This window comes from Helicobacter sp. WB40, assembly GCF_027859275.1.
Taxonomy (GTDB): Bacteria; Campylobacterota; Campylobacteria; order Campylobacterales; family Helicobacteraceae; genus Helicobacter_D; species Helicobacter_D ibis.
Map to the genome: position 1 here is coordinate 86,341 of NZ_JAQHXS010000005.1, position 19,769 is coordinate 106,109.

The 19,769-nt window shown below is 31.4% G+C and carries 24 protein-coding genes; 8 read left to right on the forward strand and 16 right to left on the reverse strand.

Annotated elements, in window-relative coordinates:
- Positions 1-11: 11 nt before the first annotated feature.
- From PF022_RS04995 to PF022_RS05050, 12 genes are all read right to left on the reverse strand, one after another.
- Entirely contained in the window at positions 12-545 is a 534-nt protein-coding gene (locus PF022_RS04995; RefSeq protein ID WP_271022993.1) for a F0F1 ATP synthase subunit delta, read from the reverse strand.
- On the reverse strand, positions 546-1,058 hold the full coding sequence (locus tag PF022_RS05000) for a F0F1 ATP synthase subunit B (protein ID WP_271022994.1): 513 nt from the start codon (positions 1,056-1,058) through the stop codon (positions 546-548).
- Between the two features lie 9 nt (positions 1,059-1,067).
- Positions 1,068-1,496, reverse strand: a complete 429-nt coding sequence (locus PF022_RS05005; RefSeq protein ID WP_271020896.1) for a F0F1 ATP synthase subunit B family protein — start codon at positions 1,494-1,496, stop codon at positions 1,068-1,070.
- A 64-nt stretch (positions 1,497-1,560) separates the two neighbouring features.
- Positions 1,561-2,424, reverse strand: a complete 864-nt coding sequence (locus PF022_RS05010; protein WP_271020895.1) for a ParB/RepB/Spo0J family partition protein — start codon at positions 2,422-2,424, stop codon at positions 1,561-1,563.
- Complete coding sequence (locus PF022_RS05015) at positions 2,424-3,209, reverse strand: ParA family protein (RefSeq protein WP_271020894.1); 786 nt, start codon at positions 3,207-3,209, stop codon at positions 2,424-2,426. Before PF022_RS05015 ends, PF022_RS05010 begins: the two co-directional genes overlap by 1 nt.
- Before the next feature lie 3 nt (positions 3,210-3,212).
- Entirely contained in the window at positions 3,213-3,860 is a 648-nt protein-coding gene (locus tag PF022_RS05020; RefSeq protein ID WP_271020893.1) for a biotin--[acetyl-CoA-carboxylase] ligase, read from the reverse strand.
- Entirely contained in the window at positions 3,857-4,777 is a 921-nt protein-coding gene (gene fmt, locus PF022_RS05025; RefSeq protein ID WP_271020892.1) for a methionyl-tRNA formyltransferase, read from the reverse strand. Before fmt ends, PF022_RS05020 begins: the two co-directional genes overlap by 4 nt.
- A gap of 5 nt (positions 4,778-4,782) precedes the next feature.
- The gene (gene proB / locus PF022_RS05030) at positions 4,783-5,553 is read right to left on the reverse strand and encodes a glutamate 5-kinase (RefSeq protein ID WP_271020891.1); all 771 of its coding nucleotides are present in this window, start codon (positions 5,551-5,553) and stop codon (positions 4,783-4,785) included.
- Between the two features lie 12 nt (positions 5,554-5,565).
- Entirely contained in the window at positions 5,566-6,627 is a 1,062-nt protein-coding gene (gene obgE, locus PF022_RS05035) for a GTPase ObgE (protein ID WP_271022996.1), read from the reverse strand.
- A 51-nt stretch (positions 6,628-6,678) separates the two neighbouring features.
- Complete coding sequence (gene rpmA, locus PF022_RS05040; protein WP_271020889.1) at positions 6,679-6,933, reverse strand: 50S ribosomal protein L27; 255 nt, start codon at positions 6,931-6,933, stop codon at positions 6,679-6,681.
- A gap of 17 nt (positions 6,934-6,950) precedes the next feature.
- Positions 6,951-7,262, reverse strand: a complete 312-nt coding sequence (rplU, locus tag PF022_RS05045) for a 50S ribosomal protein L21 (RefSeq protein WP_271020888.1) — start codon at positions 7,260-7,262, stop codon at positions 6,951-6,953.
- Positions 7,263-7,348: 86 nt separating this feature from the next.
- A complete protein-coding gene (locus PF022_RS05050; RefSeq protein ID WP_271020887.1) occupies positions 7,349-7,723 on the reverse strand; it encodes a RidA family protein in 375 nt (124 codons plus the stop codon).
- Positions 7,724-7,792: 69 nt separating this feature from the next.
- On the opposite strand from PF022_RS05050, the gene PF022_RS05055 reads away from it, so the two are divergent.
- The 8 genes from PF022_RS05055 to PF022_RS05090 are packed head-to-tail and all read left to right on the forward strand — an operon-like array spanning position 7,793 to position 14,425.
- Positions 7,793-8,101: a hypothetical protein gene (locus PF022_RS05055; RefSeq protein ID WP_271020886.1), complete on the forward strand. Its 309-nt coding sequence runs from the start codon at positions 7,793-7,795 to the stop codon at positions 8,099-8,101.
- An 11-nt stretch (positions 8,102-8,112) separates the two neighbouring features.
- Positions 8,113-8,343 (forward strand): MoaD/ThiS family protein, encoded by a 231-nt coding sequence (locus tag PF022_RS05060; RefSeq protein ID WP_271020885.1) that lies wholly within the window; start codon positions 8,113-8,115, stop codon positions 8,341-8,343.
- Positions 8,344-8,346: 3 nt separating this feature from the next.
- Positions 8,347-8,799 carry a molybdenum cofactor biosynthesis protein MoaE gene (locus tag PF022_RS05065; protein WP_271020884.1) on the forward strand — a complete coding sequence of 151 codons (453 nt, stop codon included), beginning with the start codon at positions 8,347-8,349 and terminating at the stop codon, positions 8,797-8,799.
- 11 nt (positions 8,800-8,810) lie between these two features.
- Entirely contained in the window at positions 8,811-9,284 is a 474-nt protein-coding gene (mobB, locus tag PF022_RS05070; RefSeq protein WP_271023046.1) for a molybdopterin-guanine dinucleotide biosynthesis protein B, read from the forward strand.
- The gene (gene mog, locus PF022_RS05075; protein ID WP_271020883.1) at positions 9,281-9,811 is read left to right on the forward strand and encodes a molybdopterin adenylyltransferase; all 531 of its coding nucleotides are present in this window, start codon (positions 9,281-9,283) and stop codon (positions 9,809-9,811) included. The genes mobB and mog overlap by 4 nt, the downstream gene beginning before the upstream one ends.
- A 9-nt stretch (positions 9,812-9,820) precedes the next feature.
- Positions 9,821-13,330: a DNA polymerase III subunit alpha gene (gene dnaE / locus PF022_RS05080; protein WP_271022997.1), complete on the forward strand. Its 3,510-nt coding sequence runs from the start codon at positions 9,821-9,823 to the stop codon at positions 13,328-13,330.
- Complete coding sequence (locus PF022_RS05085) at positions 13,318-13,671, forward strand: translation initiation factor (RefSeq protein WP_271020881.1); 354 nt, start codon at positions 13,318-13,320, stop codon at positions 13,669-13,671. The genes dnaE and PF022_RS05085 overlap by 13 nt, the downstream gene beginning before the upstream one ends.
- A gap of 1 nt (position 13,672) precedes the next feature.
- On the forward strand, positions 13,673-14,425 hold the full coding sequence (locus PF022_RS05090) for a pseudouridine synthase (RefSeq protein WP_271020880.1): 753 nt from the start codon (positions 13,673-13,675) through the stop codon (positions 14,423-14,425).
- On the opposite strand, the gene rpoD is transcribed toward PF022_RS05090, so the two are convergent.
- From rpoD to PF022_RS05110, 4 genes are all read right to left on the reverse strand, one after another.
- Positions 14,410-16,254, reverse strand: a complete 1,845-nt coding sequence (gene rpoD, locus PF022_RS05095) for an RNA polymerase sigma factor RpoD (protein WP_271020879.1) — start codon at positions 16,252-16,254, stop codon at positions 14,410-14,412. The two genes, PF022_RS05090 and rpoD, sit on opposite strands and share 16 nt — an antisense overlap.
- An 81-nt stretch (positions 16,255-16,335) precedes the next feature.
- Entirely contained in the window at positions 16,336-17,112 is a 777-nt protein-coding gene (locus tag PF022_RS05100; RefSeq protein ID WP_271020878.1) for a carbon-nitrogen hydrolase family protein, read from the reverse strand.
- On the reverse strand, positions 17,109-17,333 hold the full coding sequence (locus PF022_RS05105; protein WP_271020877.1) for an exodeoxyribonuclease VII small subunit: 225 nt from the start codon (positions 17,331-17,333) through the stop codon (positions 17,109-17,111). Before PF022_RS05105 ends, PF022_RS05100 begins: the two co-directional genes overlap by 4 nt.
- Positions 17,334-17,335: 2 nt before the next feature.
- On the reverse strand, positions 17,336-19,750 hold the full coding sequence (locus PF022_RS05110; RefSeq protein ID WP_271020876.1) for a tetratricopeptide repeat protein: 2,415 nt from the start codon (positions 19,748-19,750) through the stop codon (positions 17,336-17,338).
- Between the last annotated feature and the right edge of the window lie 19 nt (positions 19,751-19,769).

Consider the following 19,769-nt stretch of genomic DNA (forward strand, 5'->3'; position numbering starts at 1 on the left):
TTATATAAAATTTAAAATGCTTTTAAGATATGATGTTTTAAATCATTAATAAATTTCTCTTTAGAAAAAGAAATCTCTATATTTAAATCATCTACTACAAGTTTTATACCATCATTGCTGGTTGTAATTTGTTCTAGCTTTAATTTTACATTTAGCTTTTTACCAAACTTATCCTCAATGTCTTTTAAGATATCTTCCTCATAAGTTTCTTTGGATATTAATACTGCTTTATATTCCTTATTTAAAGCCGAAATACAACTAGACAACTCTGTTTTTAATTCACAAAATAAATCCAATCTCTTATGTTCAGCTAAAACATTAATAAAATTAGAAAATTTAGCATCAAGCTCCTTGTCTAAAACTTTATTTATTAATTCTTTTTTTGTTGAGACACAAATATAGCTAGCCTCCATAATCTCTCTGAATTTAGAAATATTATATGCGTTAGATAGAATATCTAAACAAGATAAATATTCCCTCAATTCATCTTCATTAGCAACACTAGATAAAGCCTTTATATATCTCTTTGCTATTAAATCTTTCATTTACGCAACCTTTTTTAGTAATGTTCTAACCAAAGTTTCCTTGTTTAGAGCCAACGAATCACTATTTAAAAACTCTTCTAGTGTATCTGCAACTACACTTCGTTCAATCTTTTTTCTCTCAAACGCAATATCATCATTGAATTGTCTAACCAAACTTTCAATTTCCTCATTGGTTTGCTCATCTACTTTCTGTGCGATAATTAAAGCTTCTTTTTTAGCTGTTTCTATGATGTCATTTGCAGTCTTTTTAGCTTCCTCTAACTGCTTTAGAGCCTTTTGCTTTTCTTTTTTAGATTCTTGAAGTTTATCTTGTATTTTAGATAGAGATTCTGCAATGCTATTTCTTCTTTCAACAAACATTGTTTTAACCTTGTCAGCTGCGAAATAATAAATAAGTGCAAAAAATATAACAAAATTTATACTTCTCTCTACAATATCAACTTCACCAGAACCAGCTGCAAGTAAAAATGTTGGAATAAAAAATAGGGACAATATTCTAATAATACTATTCATTCTACACTCCTATAACAATTTACCAAGCTTGATTTTAAGCTCTTCTTTAAAGAGTGGAATCTGAGTTAGCAAAGATGTTTTTAATTGTTCTTTCTCGCCTTCAAGATTTTCAACAAACTCACGATATTTAAGATTCAACTCATCTCTCTTTTGTGCTATCCTAGCTTCAGAAGAAATCTTTGCATTCTCTTTTGCTTTGCTTTTTATCGCATTTGCTTCAATTTTAGCCGCTTGGATTATATCCTCTGCTTCTTTGTGTAACTTGATAATTTCAGAGTTGTTACAATCTATACCTTCGCCATCTTTCTTTATAGATGCTTCTCTTGCTTCCATAAAAGACAAAAGAGGCTTATACAATATCCTATTTAATCCATAAACAAGGATTAAAAAAACTACAAATACTAAAGCCATTACCCAAGGAGTTGGGATAATAGTCATATGTCACTCCTTTTCATTAATGTTAAGTTATTATACAATAGGTTTAATAAGTTTTACTTAAAAATCAAAAGATAAACATTTTATTAAACTTTTCTATTTCATCATCGTTACGGAATTCTACAATTATTTTATTGTTTTTATGACTAGCCTTAATATTAGCGTCACATAATTTTTCACATATTTTAACAATCTTACTATTATCGTTTTTTATTTTATTAGTTGTATTACCTTTTTTATTGTGCCCATTTTTAATATCCCTAACAAGTTTTTCACACTCATGCACACTAAGCTTCTGACCGACTACAGAATCTGCCACCTTTAATTGCTCTTTTTCATCTAGTGTTACAAGAATCTTTGCGTGTCCTTGAGTTATTTTACCTTCAACTATGTAATCTTGTATCTTTTTGTTAAGATTTAAAAGCCTCATAGTGTTAGTTATTTGTGTCCTTGATTTTGCTAATCTAGTTGCCAACTCATCATGGGTAATATTGTAATCTGAAATTAGTTCTTGATAAGAGTGTGCCAAGTCAATCGGGTTTAGATTCTCTCTTTGGATATTTTCAATTAGTGCTAATTCTCTTATTTTATTTTCTTGTATATCTACAATGATAGCCTTTATGCTGTCTTTATTTGCAATTTTACTAGCCTTAAGCCTTCGCTCACCTGCTATTAAATAATAAAAATTAGGATTCTTTGAATCTTCATATACTAACACAGGTTGCAATAATCCATGCTCAATTATAGAATTAGAAAGCTCAAGCAAACTATTATCATCAAACACTTTTCTTGGCTGAAATGGATTTGGCTTTATTTTATCAATGTCTATTTCAATTACAAGCCCAGAACTATCGTTTAAATCCTTTTGGTATGCTTCTTCTATCTCTCCTAAAAGGTCCCCAAGACCCCTACCCAAATTTTTCTTAGCCATTATGCTCCCTCTAATATCGAGTTAGCCAAATTTTGATATGCTATATTCCCTTGAGATCTTATATCATATAGGATAATAGGCTTACCAAAGCTTGGAGATTCAGCTAGTTTTACATTTCTAGGAATAGTTACAATCTCCATTGAATCTTTTTTGATTATATCTCTACTAAAGTGTCTTACTAAATCATCTAAAACCTGCTTTGACAAATTATTCTGAGCACTATACATGGTAGGCAATAATCCTTTGATTTTTAAATCAGGATTTATCTCCTTTTTTAGTAGCTTTATAGTATTTATAAGCTGTGCTAAGCCCTCAAGTGCAAAAAATTCACATTGTATAGGGATAATAACAGAGTTTGCAGCACTTAATGCATTAATAGTAAGCGGTCCTAAAGCAGGTGGAGAATCTATAATGACATAATCATAGGAGTTTAAAACCTCTTTTATTTTCTTTCTCATAACTAATTCTCTAGAGTTTTTTTCTTGATTATGAAATTCCTTTTCAATACCAACTAAACCAATATTCGATGGTGCTAAATGCAAACTTGGTATCATTGTTTTTTGGATTATTTGAGATAGAGTTTTTGTCCCTATTAAGACATGATATATATTAAATTCTATTTCATTTCTGTGGAATCCAAGGCTAGTTGTGGCATTTGCTTGAGGATCTGCATCAACTAATAACACCTTTTTTTCTGCAACCGCCAAAGAAGCAGCCAAATTAACAGCTGTGGTAGTTTTACCAACACCGCCCTTTTGATTTGCAATACAAATTACCTCACACATAGACTACTCCAAACTTCTTAAATTATAAACTTTCTTGCCATCAATAAGCAAAGCACCATCATCACACAAAGTCGCATTTCTCATAGATACAAGCAAATCCCCGCAATGAAAGCTATATGACAAATTATTCGAAAATTCTAACTTATATTTACTAAAAATTTGCTTCCATGTAAAAGAATTTATTTGCAAAATATATTCATCTAACAATGACTTATTATCTATCCGTATATCCAGCTTTGCAAACTTATCACACTTGCTATCAAGCTCTATATTTAAGCCAATACCAACTAATAACATATCATCAAAAGCACTACACAAGATTCCACCCATTTTCTTATCATTTAGATACAAGTCATTTGGATATTTTAGCCACACCTTAGAACCATAGCTTTTTAACAATTCTTTAAAAATAAAACCATAAAAAATAGCAGAAGATTCAAGTCTTAAATCACTAGGCATACACTCTAAAGTAATAGCAAAAGAAAAATAAAGTCCCTCTTTTACTTCAATCCAAGAATTACCCCTACTGCCTATACCGCTAGGCTGATTCTTAGTAACAATCATAACTGGAGCAGATAGCTCTTTATTTTTTAGCTTATTACTCAAATATAAATGCGTTGATGGCAAACTATCAAAATATAGAATCTTCATAGAAAAATATCGCCAACTTTCATTCTTTTGCCTTGCACATATTCATATGCACTAATTTCCTTTTTTGAAGGTGCTTGAACACAAGTAATTAATACACTCCCCTCTTTACAAGCAACCACAACTCCTTCTTTAGAGATTTGCAGTATCTCACCCATTTTGTTATTACTAGAAACTTCACATGCCTTAAGCCTAACCAATCTAAGCCCACTTTCTAAAAACACTTTAGGCCAACTACTATAAGCTAAGAATTTCCTTTCTAGAATAAGGCTATTTAAATTCAAAAATGAAACTTCACCAAATTCTTTTTTTATCTTAGAACAATAACTAGCCATACATGATTCTTGTTTTAAAGGCTTTATAGAATCTAATCGTTTTAGAACTTGTAATAACAACTTAGCAGCCAAGCTTGATAACTCACAAAACAACTCATCACTATTTTGACCATTATTATTAATTACACTAAAACCAAGCATATCACCACAATCAAGCCCTTCTTCCATAAGCATAGCAGTAACGCCAAAATTAGAATCTCCATTTAAAATAGCACTCTGTATTGGACTTGCACCGCGATATTGTGGCAATATAGAAGCATGTAAATTTATACATGGTGCAATTTCTAATACTTCTTTTGGCAGAATCTTTCCAAATGCAGCTACAACTATAACATCAGCCCTAAAACTTCTTATTTGCTCAATCACAGATGCATCAAAAGATTCTGGTTGCAATATTTCAACTTGTGTATTATTCTTCTCATTATACTCAAGTATAAACTGCTTTGTATCTGGCATTACTAGCTTCATATTTCTACCTGCTTTTTTATCTGTTTGACAGATGAGTGCTTTTATATTATGACTTTTTATAAGAGATTCTAAAATCACTCTAGCATAGCTAGGAGTTCCCATAAAAACGATATTCATAAATATTAATCCCTTTTAAATAAAGTTCCATCTATGTGATTATTGTTAAGCAAAAATTCACTTAGCACTTCTAGCTTATCGCCATTTGCAAGAAACATTGCTCTATTGTTTTCTAATAGAAAATTTGCAGCTTTTAATTTCGTTACTATCCCACCTGTGGCAAACTCATTATTAGGTGTAGCCTCACTTTCTAACTCATGCTTTTCTATTTTATTTACTATTTTGTATTTTTTTGCATCTTTATTTAGCTTAGGATTCTTATTATAATAACCATCAATATCGCTAAGTATCACAAGCAATGATGCATTAAAATAATGAGCAACATATGCTGATAGCTGATCATTATCACCAAACCCAAGTTTCAATAACTCGCCAATTGCAGTTACATCATTTTCATTAATAATTGGCAAAATATTATTTTTTAGCAACACTTCTATTGTGTTTTGTGCGTTTTTTGTATGCTTCCTAGAATCAAAATCATGCCATGATACAAGCATTTGGGCTGTTAAAATATTATATTTTTTAAAAATTTCTGAATATTTTTGCATTAGTAGTGGCTGACCGATTGCAGCTAATGCTTGTTTATTTTCTAAAAATGACTTATCTAGCTTAAGCTCTGTATATCCAGTTGCTACCGCACCTGATGAGACGAGTATTACTTCATATTTTTCTCTTAAAGTAGATATTATTTTTGCTAGAGATTCTATTCTTTGTGTGTTTATTTGTTGATTTTCTACCAATATAGCACTACCTACTTTTAATACAATCCTATCCATAAGAATCCTTATCTAAGCATTTTTAATACAATCAAATAATAAAAATTTTAGCTCATCTAAATTAGTCTTTTCCAAGCTAGATATACCAAGTATAAAGTTTGGAATTTCTTTAGATTTAACATAGTCATCATTTATATAGCACAAATTATTTTTATCACTACGCTTTAGCTTGTATCCAAACTCCTTTATAAAAGATTCTATATGAGAATTATTATTCTCCTTTGTATCCATTTTGGAGAATACTATTCCATATTGCCTATTTGATAGAGTTTGACTAAAATTATTTACTTCTTTTTTTAGAGATTCAAATTGAATCTTTAATTCCCTATAATTAGAAACATCAAGCACAAAAAGTAAAAATTGTGTCCTCTCAACATGTTTTAAAAACTCTACCCCAAGCCCCTTACCACTACTTGCCCCTTCTATTATTCCGGGTATATCTGCAATAACAAAAGACTTATAATCTCCAACTTCAACTATACCAAGAGACGGAATTAGCGTTGTAAATTCGTAATTAGCAATTTCTGGCTTTGCATTTGAGAGCACAGATACCAAAGTTGATTTCCCTACATTAGGGAATCCTATTAAACCAACATTAGCAATCATTTTAAGCTCTAGTTTAATCTTTTTTTCAATTCCCGGCATACCTTTTTGAGAATATGTTGGATGTTGGTTTGTAGAACTCTTAAAGTGAGTATTACCCAACCCACCTTTTCCACCTTTTAGAAATAAAACCCTATCACCATCATTAAGCAAATCAAGCAACAACTCTCCACTATCAATATCAAAAATTTGTGTTCCGGGAGGCACTATAATATCCAAACTCTCCCCTTGCTTGCCACTTTTATTTCTGCCTAAACCCGGTTTTCCATTTTTAGCCCTAAAATGCTTGTGTCCTCTAAAATACGAGAGTGTATCGCTATTTCTATCAACTTTGAAATAAATATCGCCACCCTTTCCGCCATCTCCACCATCAGGACCACCATTTATTACATACTTTTCTCTACGAAAAGACACTGCACCTTCTCCGCCTTTGCCGGAGAACACAAGTATTTCAACACTATCAACAAACATAAAAAGACCTTATTTATTTAAAGAAAGCTACCAACAAGGTAGCTTGAAGTATTAAGCAGAATAAATAGAAACTTTTTTTCTATTTCTATCTTTTCTTTCAAATTTAACAATGCCATCAATCAAAGCAAAAATAGTATGATCTTTACCGATTCCAACATTGTTACCCGGATGAACCTTAGTTCCTCTTTGGCGAACTATGATGTTACCTGCTCTAACGAACTCTCCACCATATTTTTTTACACCTAAACGACGACCAGCTGAATCCCTATTATTTTGAGTACTTCCTTGACCTTTCTTGTGTGCCATAAATGCTCCTTAAATCATTATCCTGCGATTTTTACAACACGAACGCGTGTAAAATCTCTTCTAAAACCTCTTTTGGTTTTACTATCTTTTCTTCTTCTCTTTTTAAAAGTGATTACTTTTTTACCCCTGCCGTGATTTATAACTTCAAGCTCTACTTTAGCACCGCTAACATAAGGGCTACCAAGCTTTAAATCATCATTGTTGCTAAGAGCTAAAACTTCTTTCACTTCAACTTTTGACTTTGGCTCAAGATCTAGCAAATCAAGCAATAAAATATCACCTTCGCTAACCTTGTATTGTTTGCCTCCATTCTGAATAATTGCATACATATACAATTCCTTAATATTGATTTTTGAAGCTTCGTTTTTATAAATAAAAAACACGAGATTATACAAAAATCTTGTTTATAAAAACTTTAATTAACTACCGCAATACACTCTATTTCAACTAAAGCTCCTTTTGGCAAAGTTTTTACTGCAATAGTGCTTCTAGCTGGTTTGTGATTTTTGAAATATTCACCATAGATTCCATTTACCACATCAAAGTCGCTCATATCAGCTAGAAAAATTGTTGTTTTAATCACTAAATCAAAGCTACTATTTGCCTCTTTTAGAATCTCTTCTAAATTATCCAAAACCTGTCTTGTTTGGGATTTAATACCCTCTTGCATAACTCCATTATTATTCAAACCTATTTGCCCTGATGTATATATCATGTTCCCATGTATTATAGCCTGAGAATACGGACCTATTGCATGTGGAGCCCTATTTGTAGTTACTACTTTTAACATATTATTTTCCTTGAAGTATAGTTGTAGTAACATTATAAATATTTTACTATCACAACGCAAGGATTAAAAATGAAATTTCTAATGATATTTAGTGTTTTTAGCGCATTACTATTTGCTGATAACTTTATTCAAACAACACCTAAAACACCAGATATGAAAGTATCACCGCTAACACCTGAAGATAAAAGTTTCAAAACAGAGTTATCAAAATATCCAAAAGGCACTGCATTTTTCATAGATGGCAAGACTGGGAGAATTATAAAAACAACAAAACAAGCTCTACCAAGCTACAAACAACAAACAAAAAAACCAAAACCAGCCACAAAACCAAAAAAAATACCATATGAGATGCAAGAAGAAAGAATCCAATTAATGTAAGGAAGATAAATATGATACAAGTTGAATTTTTAGGACCAATAGGAAATGAAACAATAAGCCTTAATATAAAGAATCTAACAGAGTTAAAAGATATATTAAACAATGATTCAAGGTTTGAAAACATAAAACAATGGTTAGATGATTGTGCAGTTGCAGTAAATAACAAAATGGTAGATTCATTAGATATCTCATTAAGCAATGGAGATAAGGTTACTCTCTTGCCTCCAGTATGTGGTGGATAAACAATGAATCTTGTAGAAATATATGAAGGTGCATTACCAACAGAAGAGATATATAAAAGGTGGTATAACTTTGGTTGTAAAAATAATTTAGGTGCAAACTGCATTTTTACCGGAATTGTAAGAGAAGAGAATGGGTTTGATGGTTTAAGTTTTGATATTTATGAGCCAATCTTGCAAGATTGGTTTAACTCTTGGCAAGAAAAAGCACTGAAAAATGGTGTATTTTTAAAAATGGCACATTCACAAGGAAATGTCCTAAATCATAAAAGCTCATATATGTCAGGTGTTTTTAGCTCTCAAAGAAAAGCAAGTTTAGAGATTTTTGATGTGTTTGTGGAGGACTTTAAGCATAATGCACCAATTTGGAAATATGACTTGCAAAACAATAATAGAATCTATGCTAAAGATAGAAGCCATAAACTGAAAAATAGCGGACTACTATCAAATAAAGGATAGACTTGAAAATAGTGGCATTCACTGGAAATTCCAATAGTGGAAAAACAACGCTAATAGAAAAATTAACACTATTATTGAAAGATAAAAAAGTATCAATAATAAAACATGACCCAAAAGATAAAGCAAAGCTTGATAAAGAAGGAAAAGATTCTGCTAGATTCTACAAAGCTGGAGCAAATGTAGCCATACTTGGTGCAACACAGACATATCTAAGATTCCATGAATCTTTAAAAATAGAATCAATAATAAACAACTTTAAACCATGTGATTATGTTTTTATAGAAGGCTTAAAAGAATTACCATTCCAACGAATCTGCATAGCAAGAGATATGCTAGATTCAAGATTTTTTGACTACATTCAAGCAATAGCAATAGATGAAACAATAGACAAAAACGAAATACCACACGATATAGAAATATTAAATTTAAACAATCCACAAGAAATACTAAAATGGATAGATAAAAATATAAAGGATTATCAATGAAACAAGCAATAATAGGAATCCTAACTCTATCAGATAGAGCAAGTAAAGGAATATATGAAGACATATCAGGTAAAGCAATAATTAGCACACTAGAAGAATATCTAAAAAGCTCATGGGAGAAAGTATATAGAGTAATACCAGATGATTTAGAATCAATAAAAGAAAACCTAATCCAAATGGCAGATATAGAAAAATGCGACTTGATAGTAACGACAGGTGGAACAGGTCCAACCTTAAGAGATGTAACGCCAGAAGCAACAGAAGCAGTATGTCAAAAAATGCTACCGGGCTTTGGAGAACTAATGCGACAAACTAGTTTAAAATATGTCCCAACAGCAATTCTTTCACGACAAACTGCAGGTATAAGAAATAACACTCTAATAGTAAATCTACCCGGTAAGCCAAAATCAATAAGAGAATGCCTAGATTCTGTATTCCCTGCTATACCTTATTGTTTAGACTTAATTCATGCTGCATATTTAGAGACAAATGAAGAAATAATAAAAGCCTTTAGACCAAAAAGCTAGGAGATTAAAATGAGCATAACTCCACAAAATACAGAAAATGTAAAATTTACACACTTGCATTTGCACACGGAATATTCATTGCTTGATGGCTTAAACAAAATAAAAACACTAGCCAAAAAAATAAAAGAGCTAGGAATGGATAGTGTTGCTATTACAGACCATGGTAATATGTTTGGTGCAATAGAATTCTATAAAACTATGAAAAGCGAAGGAATAAAGCCGATTTTAGGCATTGAAGCATATTTGCATAATTCAGAAGATATAAGCGAAAAAAGCAATCAAAGATTCCATTTATGTCTTTATGCAAAGAATCTAGAAGGCTATCAAAACTTAATGTATTTAAATTCTCAAGCTTCTCTTTATGGATTTTTCATGAAGCCAAGAATCACAAAAAAAATGCTAAAAGAATATAGTAATGGACTAATATGCTCTTCAGCATGTCTAAATGGCGAAGTGCAATGGCATCTAAACACTGCAAAAGACGATAACAAAGGCAGAGGTGGATATGAAAAGGCAAAAGAAGTGGCATTAGAATATAAAGAAATTTTTGGAGATGATTTTTACTTAGAATTAATGCGACATGGCATACAAGAACAACAGCTAATAGATAACCAAATAATAAAATTATCACTAGAAACCGACATAAAAATCATTGCAACAAATGACACTCACTACACACAAAAAAGTGATGCAACAGCACAAGAGTTGGCATTTTGCATAGGTTTTGGCAAAGACTTTGACGACCCAAAGAGACTTAGACACACAGTGCAAGAATTCTACATAAAAAGCCCAGTTGAGATGCAACATTTATACATGGACTTGCCTGATGCAATCTCTAACACACAAGAAATTGCTAATAAATGTAACTTAGAATTAAAATTAGGCAATCCAACCCCACCTACATTTAAATTCACAAAAGAATATGCGAAAAATGAGGGGCTGGATTTCACGCAGGATTCAGAATATTTTGCATACAAATGCAAAGAAGGCTTACAAAATAGACTTAAAAACATACCACAAGAAAAACACCAACTCTACATAGATAGGCTAGAGCTAGAAATTGACATTATAAACAAAATGAAATTCCCGGGATATATGCTTATTGTATGGGACTTTGTAAGAGCTGCTAAAGAAAGAGGGATTCCTGTTGGCCCCGGTAGAGGAAGTGCTGCTGGGAGTTTGGTTGCATTTTGTTTGGAGATTACAAATATAGACCCACTAAAATATGACTTGCTTTTTGAGAGATTCTTAAATCCTGAAAGAGTAAGTATGCCAGATATTGATATGGACTTTTGTCAAAGTCGAAGGAGCGAGATAATTGATTATGTTACAGAAAAATATGGACGACATAATGTAGCACAAGTAATTACCTTTGGTATGATGAAGGCTAAAGCAGTTATAAGAGATGTAGCAAGGGTATTTGGTATGCCTTATGGTGAGGCAGATTCATTTGCTAAATTAATCCCAAAAGAATTAGATATAACGCTAGAAAAAGCCTATGAAAAAGAACCAAAAATAGCCGAGCTAATAAAAAGCAATGCCTTAGCAAAAAAGATATGGGATTTTGCTGTAATTTTAGAAAATACAAAAAGAAATACTGGAACACATGCCGCAGCTGTTGTTATAGATTCAGAAAAGGAGCTATGGCATAAAGCACCCCTATATTGCTCTACTAGAGATGGAATAATTGCTACACAATATTCCATGAAATACTTAGAAGATGTGGATTTAATTAAGTTTGACTTTTTGGGATTAAAAACTCTAACACTAATTAATGAAGCACTAAAGCTAATAAAAAATAGACACAATTTGGAAATAGACTTCCTAAAAGTAGATGTAGATGACAAAAAAGTATATGAAACCTTACAAGAAGGAAATACTCTAGGTGTATTTCAAATTGAATCTAGTATGTTTCAAGGAATTAACAAAAGACTAAAGCCAAGCACCTTTGAAGATATAATAGCTATTATCGCACTTGGAAGACCCGGACCTATTGAATCTGGAATGGTAGATGACTTTATAGACAGAAAACATGGAAGATCAAAAATAGTGTATATGTTTGATGAACTAGAGCCTATATTAAAACCAACCTATGGAACAATAGTCTATCAAGAGCAAGTAATGCAAATAGTGCAGAAAATTGGTGGCTTTAGTTTAGGTGAGGCAGATTTAATTAGACGTGCAATGGGTAAAAAAGACGCCCAAATAATGGAGGATAATAAACTAAAATTTGCCAATGGTGCAGAAAAGCAAGGATACAATAGGCAAAAAGCAGAAGAGTTATGGGAGTTAATAGTTAAATTTGCTGGATATGGATTTAACAAATCTCACTCTGCTGCATATGCGATGATTACATTTCAAACTGCATACCTAAAAACTTATTATCCAAAAGAATTCATGGCGGCACTTCTTACTTCAGAACAAAATGACACAGATAAAGTAGTTGAATATATAGAAGATGCCAAAAAAATGGGCATTAAAGTCTTACCACCAAGCTTACAAAAATCAGATTTAGCCTTTAGTGTTGTAGAGGATAATGGAGAATCTTGCATAATATTTGGGCTTGGTGCTATAAAGGGTGCAGGTGAAATTGCGATAAATCTAATACTAAATGAAAGAAAAAATTCAGACTTTAAAGATTTCAAAGATTTTCTAGGAAGAATAGATTCTCAAAAAGTAAATAAAAAATCACTAGAAGCATTTATTAAAAGTGGTGCTATGGATTGCTTTTTCTACACTAGAAGAACATTATTAGAGCAAATAGAGAACATAACAGAAGCAGCAAAAAAAGCTCAAGATTCTAAAAATATGTTTGCAAACTCTCTCTTTGCCGATGAAGCAGATGATATTGCACAAGTTGAAATCTCGCTTACACCATATGAGGAATATAGCAAAAAAGAATTATTAGAATACGAAAAGGAAAGCATGGGCTTTTATGCTTCAGGGCACCCACTAGAAGACTATAAAGAAGCAATAGATAGTATAAATTGCACCTTTACAAATCAGATTCAAAATATTGCAGAAAATAGCTCGATATTGTTAGTTGGAAAAATTGAAGACATAATTACTAAGTTTTCAAAAAATGGCAAAAAATATGGCATCTTAAAGCTACAAGACTTCTATGGTAGCATAGAACTAACAATCTTTGAAAAAACACTCCAACACCTAGAAACGCTAGATAAAGATATCCCAATAGCAGTAAAATGTCTAGTGCAAGAACAAACAGAAAGCAAGAAACTAAGAGCAGATAAGATTCTAAGCCTAGAAGAAGCCAAAAAAGAAAAAGTAAGCTTCACAATAAGTAAGCCAGACATTAATACGCCTTTAAAAGTATTATTGAATAACTCTATAGACAAAAGTTTGCTTACAAGACTCAAAGAAGAAGCATTGTTAAATGCTGGAAAAAGGGAGCTTAGAATCTTGTTTCACACAAAAACACAAGAACTAGAAATGATAAGTAAGCTATTTGTCCATAGCGACATAAAGACAAAATTCAAGGAACTAACTTGGATAGATTAAAGATACAAATTGGTGCAAAATTTTCTGATGAAATATCATGTAAAAAATGCGGCGAAATTAAGTGTATATGCAACAAACAAGAAGAATATATAAAAAGTAAACATTCATATACAATATGGGCAAATGCACAAAAAAATGGCGGAAAAGACATAGTAGTATGTGGAATCTTTTATGAAAACAAAGAATCTTTAGAAGTGATATTAAAAGATATAAAAAAGAAACTAGCAACTGGAGGTTGCATAAAAGAGCAAAAAGATGGATATATCTTGGAACTACAAGGAAAAAATGTAGATAAAATAAAAGAGATTCTAAAAAATAACAAATTCAAATTTAAGAACTAGCATGAGATTAAACCAATATATAGCACATAATACGCAATACTCAAGACGAGAAGCAGATAGACTAATACAAGAAGGCAGAATCTCCATAAACAAGGAGATTATCAAAAATTTCTCACTTGATATTACAGACCAAAAAGTATATCTAGATGGCAAAAAAATAAAAAATAAAAACGACTATGAAGTAATAGTCTATAACAAGCCAAAAGGTGAAATAGTAAGCAAAAGTGATGATAGAGGAAGAAGTATTATATATGATACTTTGCCAAAAAGATTCAAGAATTTCACATATATAGGAAGACTTGATTATGCTAGTGAAGGCTTACTTTTACTAACAGATAATCCAAAAATAGCAACATTATTAATGGAATCCAAGCTAGAGAGAACTTACATACTAAAACTATCAGGAAAAATAAACACTAGCGTATGTGAAGCTATGGAAAATGGACTAACCCTAGAAAATGCACAAGCAGGTGCACACAAAAATAACAAGATAGATAAAATGGATTTTGCTCCATTTATAGCATATAACATAATCAAAAATGACAAATACTCAAAAATAAAAGTAACTATAAATGAAGGACAAAACAGGGAGCTAAGGAGATTTTTTGCACACTTCAAGCTAGAAGTGTTGGATTTAAAAAGAGTTTCATTTGGCTTTGTCTCTTTAAATAATCTACCAAGCAAAAAGGTAAGATTCCTAACACACCAAGAATACAATAAATTAAGAGAATTTCTAAATCAATCCTCTATATAATTTTTTAGCTTTCTGCCAACTTTTGGGTGCTTTAGCTTTTTTATTGCACTAGATTCTATTTGCCTTACTCTCTCTCTTGTTACATTTAGCTCTTTACCTATTTCTTCTAGCGTTCTATCAGATTCATCATCAAGCAACCCAAATCTCATACGAATCACTGCCTTTTCTCTTTCGTTTAACTGATCTAGCACATCATCGATTTGAGATTTTAAATCTTCTTTTAGTATATGGTCCATAGGTCCCAAAGATCCCTTATCTTCAACAAAATCACCAAATTTACCATCTTCGCCATTTCCTATTGGTGCTTCTAAGCTTATAGGTTCTTTAGTTATTTTTATTACATTTTTGACCTTATCTACTGGCAATCCAACTTCTTCTGCTATCTTTTCAATATCTGGTTCTTTGCCCTCTTCTTGTAGATGTTTTCTCATTATTTTATTTATTCTATTTATTGTCTCTATCATGTGGATAGGAATTCTAATAGTCCTTGCTTGATCTGCTATGGCACGAGAAATAGCCTGTCTTATCCACCAAGTAGCATAGGTTGAGAACTTGTATCCTTTTTTATATTCAAATTTATCTACCGCTTTCATAAGACCTATATTTCCCTCTTGAATCAAATCCAAAAATGGTAACCCTCTATTTGTATATCGTTTAGCAATACTTACAACAAGCCTCAAATTAGACTTTGCCATTTTTGTTTTTGCTTTATCTGCGATATTTTTACCTCTTTTTATCTGCTCCAGTATTTGTTTTAACTTTTCTGGCTCTAAATCAAAACTACCTTCACTAGCAATTTTTGTTTGAAATAGTTTTTTTATCTCCATATAAGTAGATACCATTGTAGCTTCTGGGACTGCTGCTATTACATCAGCTTTGCTCATCTCTGTGATATTATCTAAGATCTTTTTATGATTTGCAAGTAAAATATCATTAAACAAAGGAAGTTTATACTCAAGCCTTTTAAGCTCTTTTTCAAATCCCTCATCACTCTTTATAGTATTCTCCATAGCTTTTACAAGCTCATTTATCAATTTACTTGTCGGACCTAAATCTAGTAATTTATCTTTTAAAAACTGCTTTTTATGTGCTAGAGTTAGAAGATATAGCATATCTTCGCTATCTTCACTATTATCCTGTTCCCAAGTCTTTAGCCAATCCTTCTTTGCTTTCTCTAATGCCTTAAAACTAGCTAAAACATTCTCCACTCTTTTTTGGTCTTTTTTGCTAACTGGCTTTTTAGAATCTGTTACCTCTTCGCCCTCATCTACTTCATCTATTTCTTCGCTATCATCACCTTCTTCATCATCATCAAAGCTTTTAAAAAGCTCCTTAACCCTTCTTTCTCTATTAATTAATGCTTCTTTATAGTCCAAAATAAAATCAATCAAGTAAGGCACAGAGCAAATTGCATCTAAAATTATATTCTCGCCAAGTTCTATATTCTTACTAAGTTCCACCTCATCTTCTCTAGTCAGCAATGGAATCTGACCCATTTCACGCAAATACATTCTAACAGGGCTATCGCTTCTACTCCACTCTAAAAGCTCTCTTTCTTTTAAAAAATCAAATTCTTCTTCAAGCTCTTCGTCTAAAAGCTTCTTTTTATCATCTTTAATTTTCTTTGCATCTGCTTGATTTAGTAACTTTGCAATTTCTGAAGAAGACATTAGTTTTTTATTATATTTATTTGCAAGTTCAGAGACTTTCTTGGCTTGAGCAGCTGTTGGTATCTTTGATAATACTTGAGCTACTTTCTCATATGAGACATATTTACTAGCATTTTTAAATAATTCTTCAAGTTCTTGATTAATAGTTTTTGCTGACATACAAAGCTCCATAAGAATATATACATGAAAAATCCATTATTATATATAAAATTTATTTTAACTAATATTAAATACTATCTTCTACCTAAATTTCCAACATTCTTTAATCTCATTTAGACTTTTTTTATTTAAACTAGCTATTAGCAACTCCTCTCTATCTCCCAAGCAGTCAATCACCTCTCCACTAGGATCAACAAAAAGAGAATCCCCATAAAAATTCCACATCGTATTTGTAAAATCATCTTCATACTGACCAACTCTATTAGCCCTTAAGATATAGCAATTATTCAAAAATGCTCTCATCTTAATAATGCTTCTCCAACGCAAAGAAGAATCAAAAGTTGAAGCACTAGACAACAATACACAATCAACATTTTCTTGCTTGAATTTAAGCCAAAACTCATCAAAATGCAACTCATATCCAAACAGCACTCCAAATTTGAATCCACCAACACTAAAAGTATATGGAAGTTTTATATTTTTTGGTATTGAGTTTGCAAAAAACTTAACTTCATTCCAATGCTCATAAGGCATTAATCGTTGTGCTTTGTAATATATAGCTTTACCTTTATTTATTATTGCTATTGATTTATATATTTTCACACCCACAACCTCTAGCAGTGGAGCTATTATTGTTATTGGATATTTGGTTGATATTTTTAATACCTTATCACCTTCATCTTTTATTAGTTTTAATAACTCTGTTTTATTGCTATTTTCTAATGTCTTAAAAAATGGATTTAGCAAATACTCTCCAAGCAAAACTATCTTTACCTTCTCTGTGCATGCTCTTTGTATATATCTTTCTATTTCGGATTCTTTTTTAAAAGTAGATAGTTGAAGTGCCGCTATTTTCATTCATTTTCCTTATCAAGCTCACAAAATTCTAGCTTTACATTATCCAAAATTTTTTGAGCCTTCATTAGTGCTTCTTTACCATTTTTATAAATTTCCAAACTTTTATGAAGACTCATGTTTTCGTCTTCTAGCATTGTTAGAGATTCGGTTATAACTTGTAGATATTTTTCAAAATCTTGTGATTGTATATCGTCTAAAATTTTATTTTCGTTAGTTTCCATTTTTATCCTTGTATATCATTATTTTCTTGTGTAGTGTTTGAATCTAAATTTGGATTATCTCTCAAAATTAAATTTTTAGCATCTATACATAAAGTCTTCCACGGAGATTCCCCTTGTATGCCCTCACACTCGCTATATGACTTATAAGCTTCATTTGTTTTATTAAGCTTAGAATTTAAATATCCTTGCAAATAATACACTTGAACTTTTTGATTATTATTTGCTACATGTGGTATTGCCTTGTTTATCACTTCTAAAGATTCTGCAAATTTACTATCTCTATTTAGTGCTTCAACCAAACTAAGCTCAACCCATGGAGAATAATCATAACTGCTATATTTATCTTGTAAAGCAATTAGTTTGTTTGCATATATTGTAATTGCAGTATCATCTTTTTTATCAAGCGAATCTAAAAGCATAATTCTATAAACTTCTATCATTTCTCTCTTGTCTTTTAGCTTATCTTCCAATTTTGGTAAATAAGAAAATGCTTCTTCTTTTCTATTTTGATGAACTAACGACATAAAAAGAACAAACACTGCGTCATTATATTTTTCATTATTGGATATTATTACTACATCTCTTGAAGCCATTGAAGCTTTTGGATAGTCTTGTAATTTATACATCACCCACCCAAGCCTATATAGCCAATCTTCTCTTTCTTCTTTTAGCTTTGCTTTTTCAGATTCTAGTTGTGCTATATTTTGCGCTGGTTTATATTGTTGTGATTTATACAAACAATCAAATAAAGCTAACTTATCATCGTAATCTAGCGGTATTGTATTACTATACAAACTACCATAAAATGCTGCTTCTTTACAATCTTCTCTTTTTATTGAATCTTTTGTTAGTTCTCCAACAGATTCTAACAACATAGTATTGTTAGATTCTAAAGAATCTCTCATATCAAAGACTTCTTTATATTTCTTTAGCTCATATAATGTCTCCACCTTACGCTCTAGAGCTTTTTGCTCCTCCTCTTGCCCTTTATATTCTTGCATTACATAATCATAATGCTCCAATCTCTTTGTTGCATTATTTTCATCATATTTTAATAATAACTCATCATCAAGCTTTTTTATTTTTGCCTTTTCATCTGCATTAAAATCAAGCCCAAGAAGTATTTTATAATATTTATGCGCCAACTCTAGCTTTTGTGCATTGTCATACCACATAGCTACATCTTTTAGCATATCTATGTAAATTGGCCTTTCTTTATCCACTACATCAAGCATAGCTTCAACAATCTCTGCAGGCGCTTCATATATACCCTCTTCTGCCCAATCTTGCATTATTGGATAATATATATCTATTGAATCTAAGTAATAATTTGGATTTGCTTGTAAGATATTTAAGAGATACTCTTGTGCTCTATTTTTATCGCCTGTATTTTTGTAAAACTCCGCCAATAAAAATGAAGCTAAAGATGCAATATGAATATCTTGTGTCTCCTCTAGCACAGATTCATACATGTCTAAAACCACATTTCTATCACCTCTAGCATATAAGTTTTTACCATATTCAAGCCTTGCTAAAAGTTCAAACTTATCTCCTTTGTATTCTTTAAAAAGCCTATTGTAATAATAAAAAGCCTCATCAAAAAACTGCATTTTTGCATATGATTTTGCAATAACATACAAAACTTCTGGCACATTAATATCAGTCGGATACGCATCTAGCCACATTTTTGCTAAATCTATTACATCTTCTACATCTTCATTTGAACTAACACCATCTAATGCAAGAATCTTAAGATACAAAACATCTCTTTTAAAAATACTATTTGGATATAGTGCAGACATTTCATCAATGGCTAAGAGTGCCTCATTGTATGATTTTCTACTCATAAAAGATTGGATTTTTAAAAAATGATCTTTATCTAATCCAACATTATCACTCATAGGCTCCATTTTATAATCTAGCGGTCCAACTTTAGGGTATCCAACTTGAGAACTAAAGCTAATAGGAAAATTAAGCCCATCATCGATTCTATCATCTAAAAATGGCAGACTATCTTCATATCCTATAATTTGCCATCTGCTAGATGATTCATTTCTTTCTTGTGGTATTGGAGTGCTACTATTTATATCAAACTCTAAACTAAAAAGCTTCATCTTTTTTTTAGGAGTTATGTTTAGTATAAATTTATTGTTGTCTATTTGTGGAGATATATTAAAAAATAAGCTATCACTCTTTGAGAATCTAGAAACAAGCTTCACATCAAACTCACAAGTAATAAGCCCAACTTCAGAATTTCTATTTAACTCTTCTTTGCAGATAAAGGGTTTATCATCTACTATGCTTAGCACAGCAAAATTTTGCCCACCTTCCCTGCCACTATTTATGTAGAATTCTATTGGATATACAGCTTGAAGCAAGAATACAACAAAAATTAAACTCTTTTTTATAAAACCCATAAACTCTCTTTTAACAAGT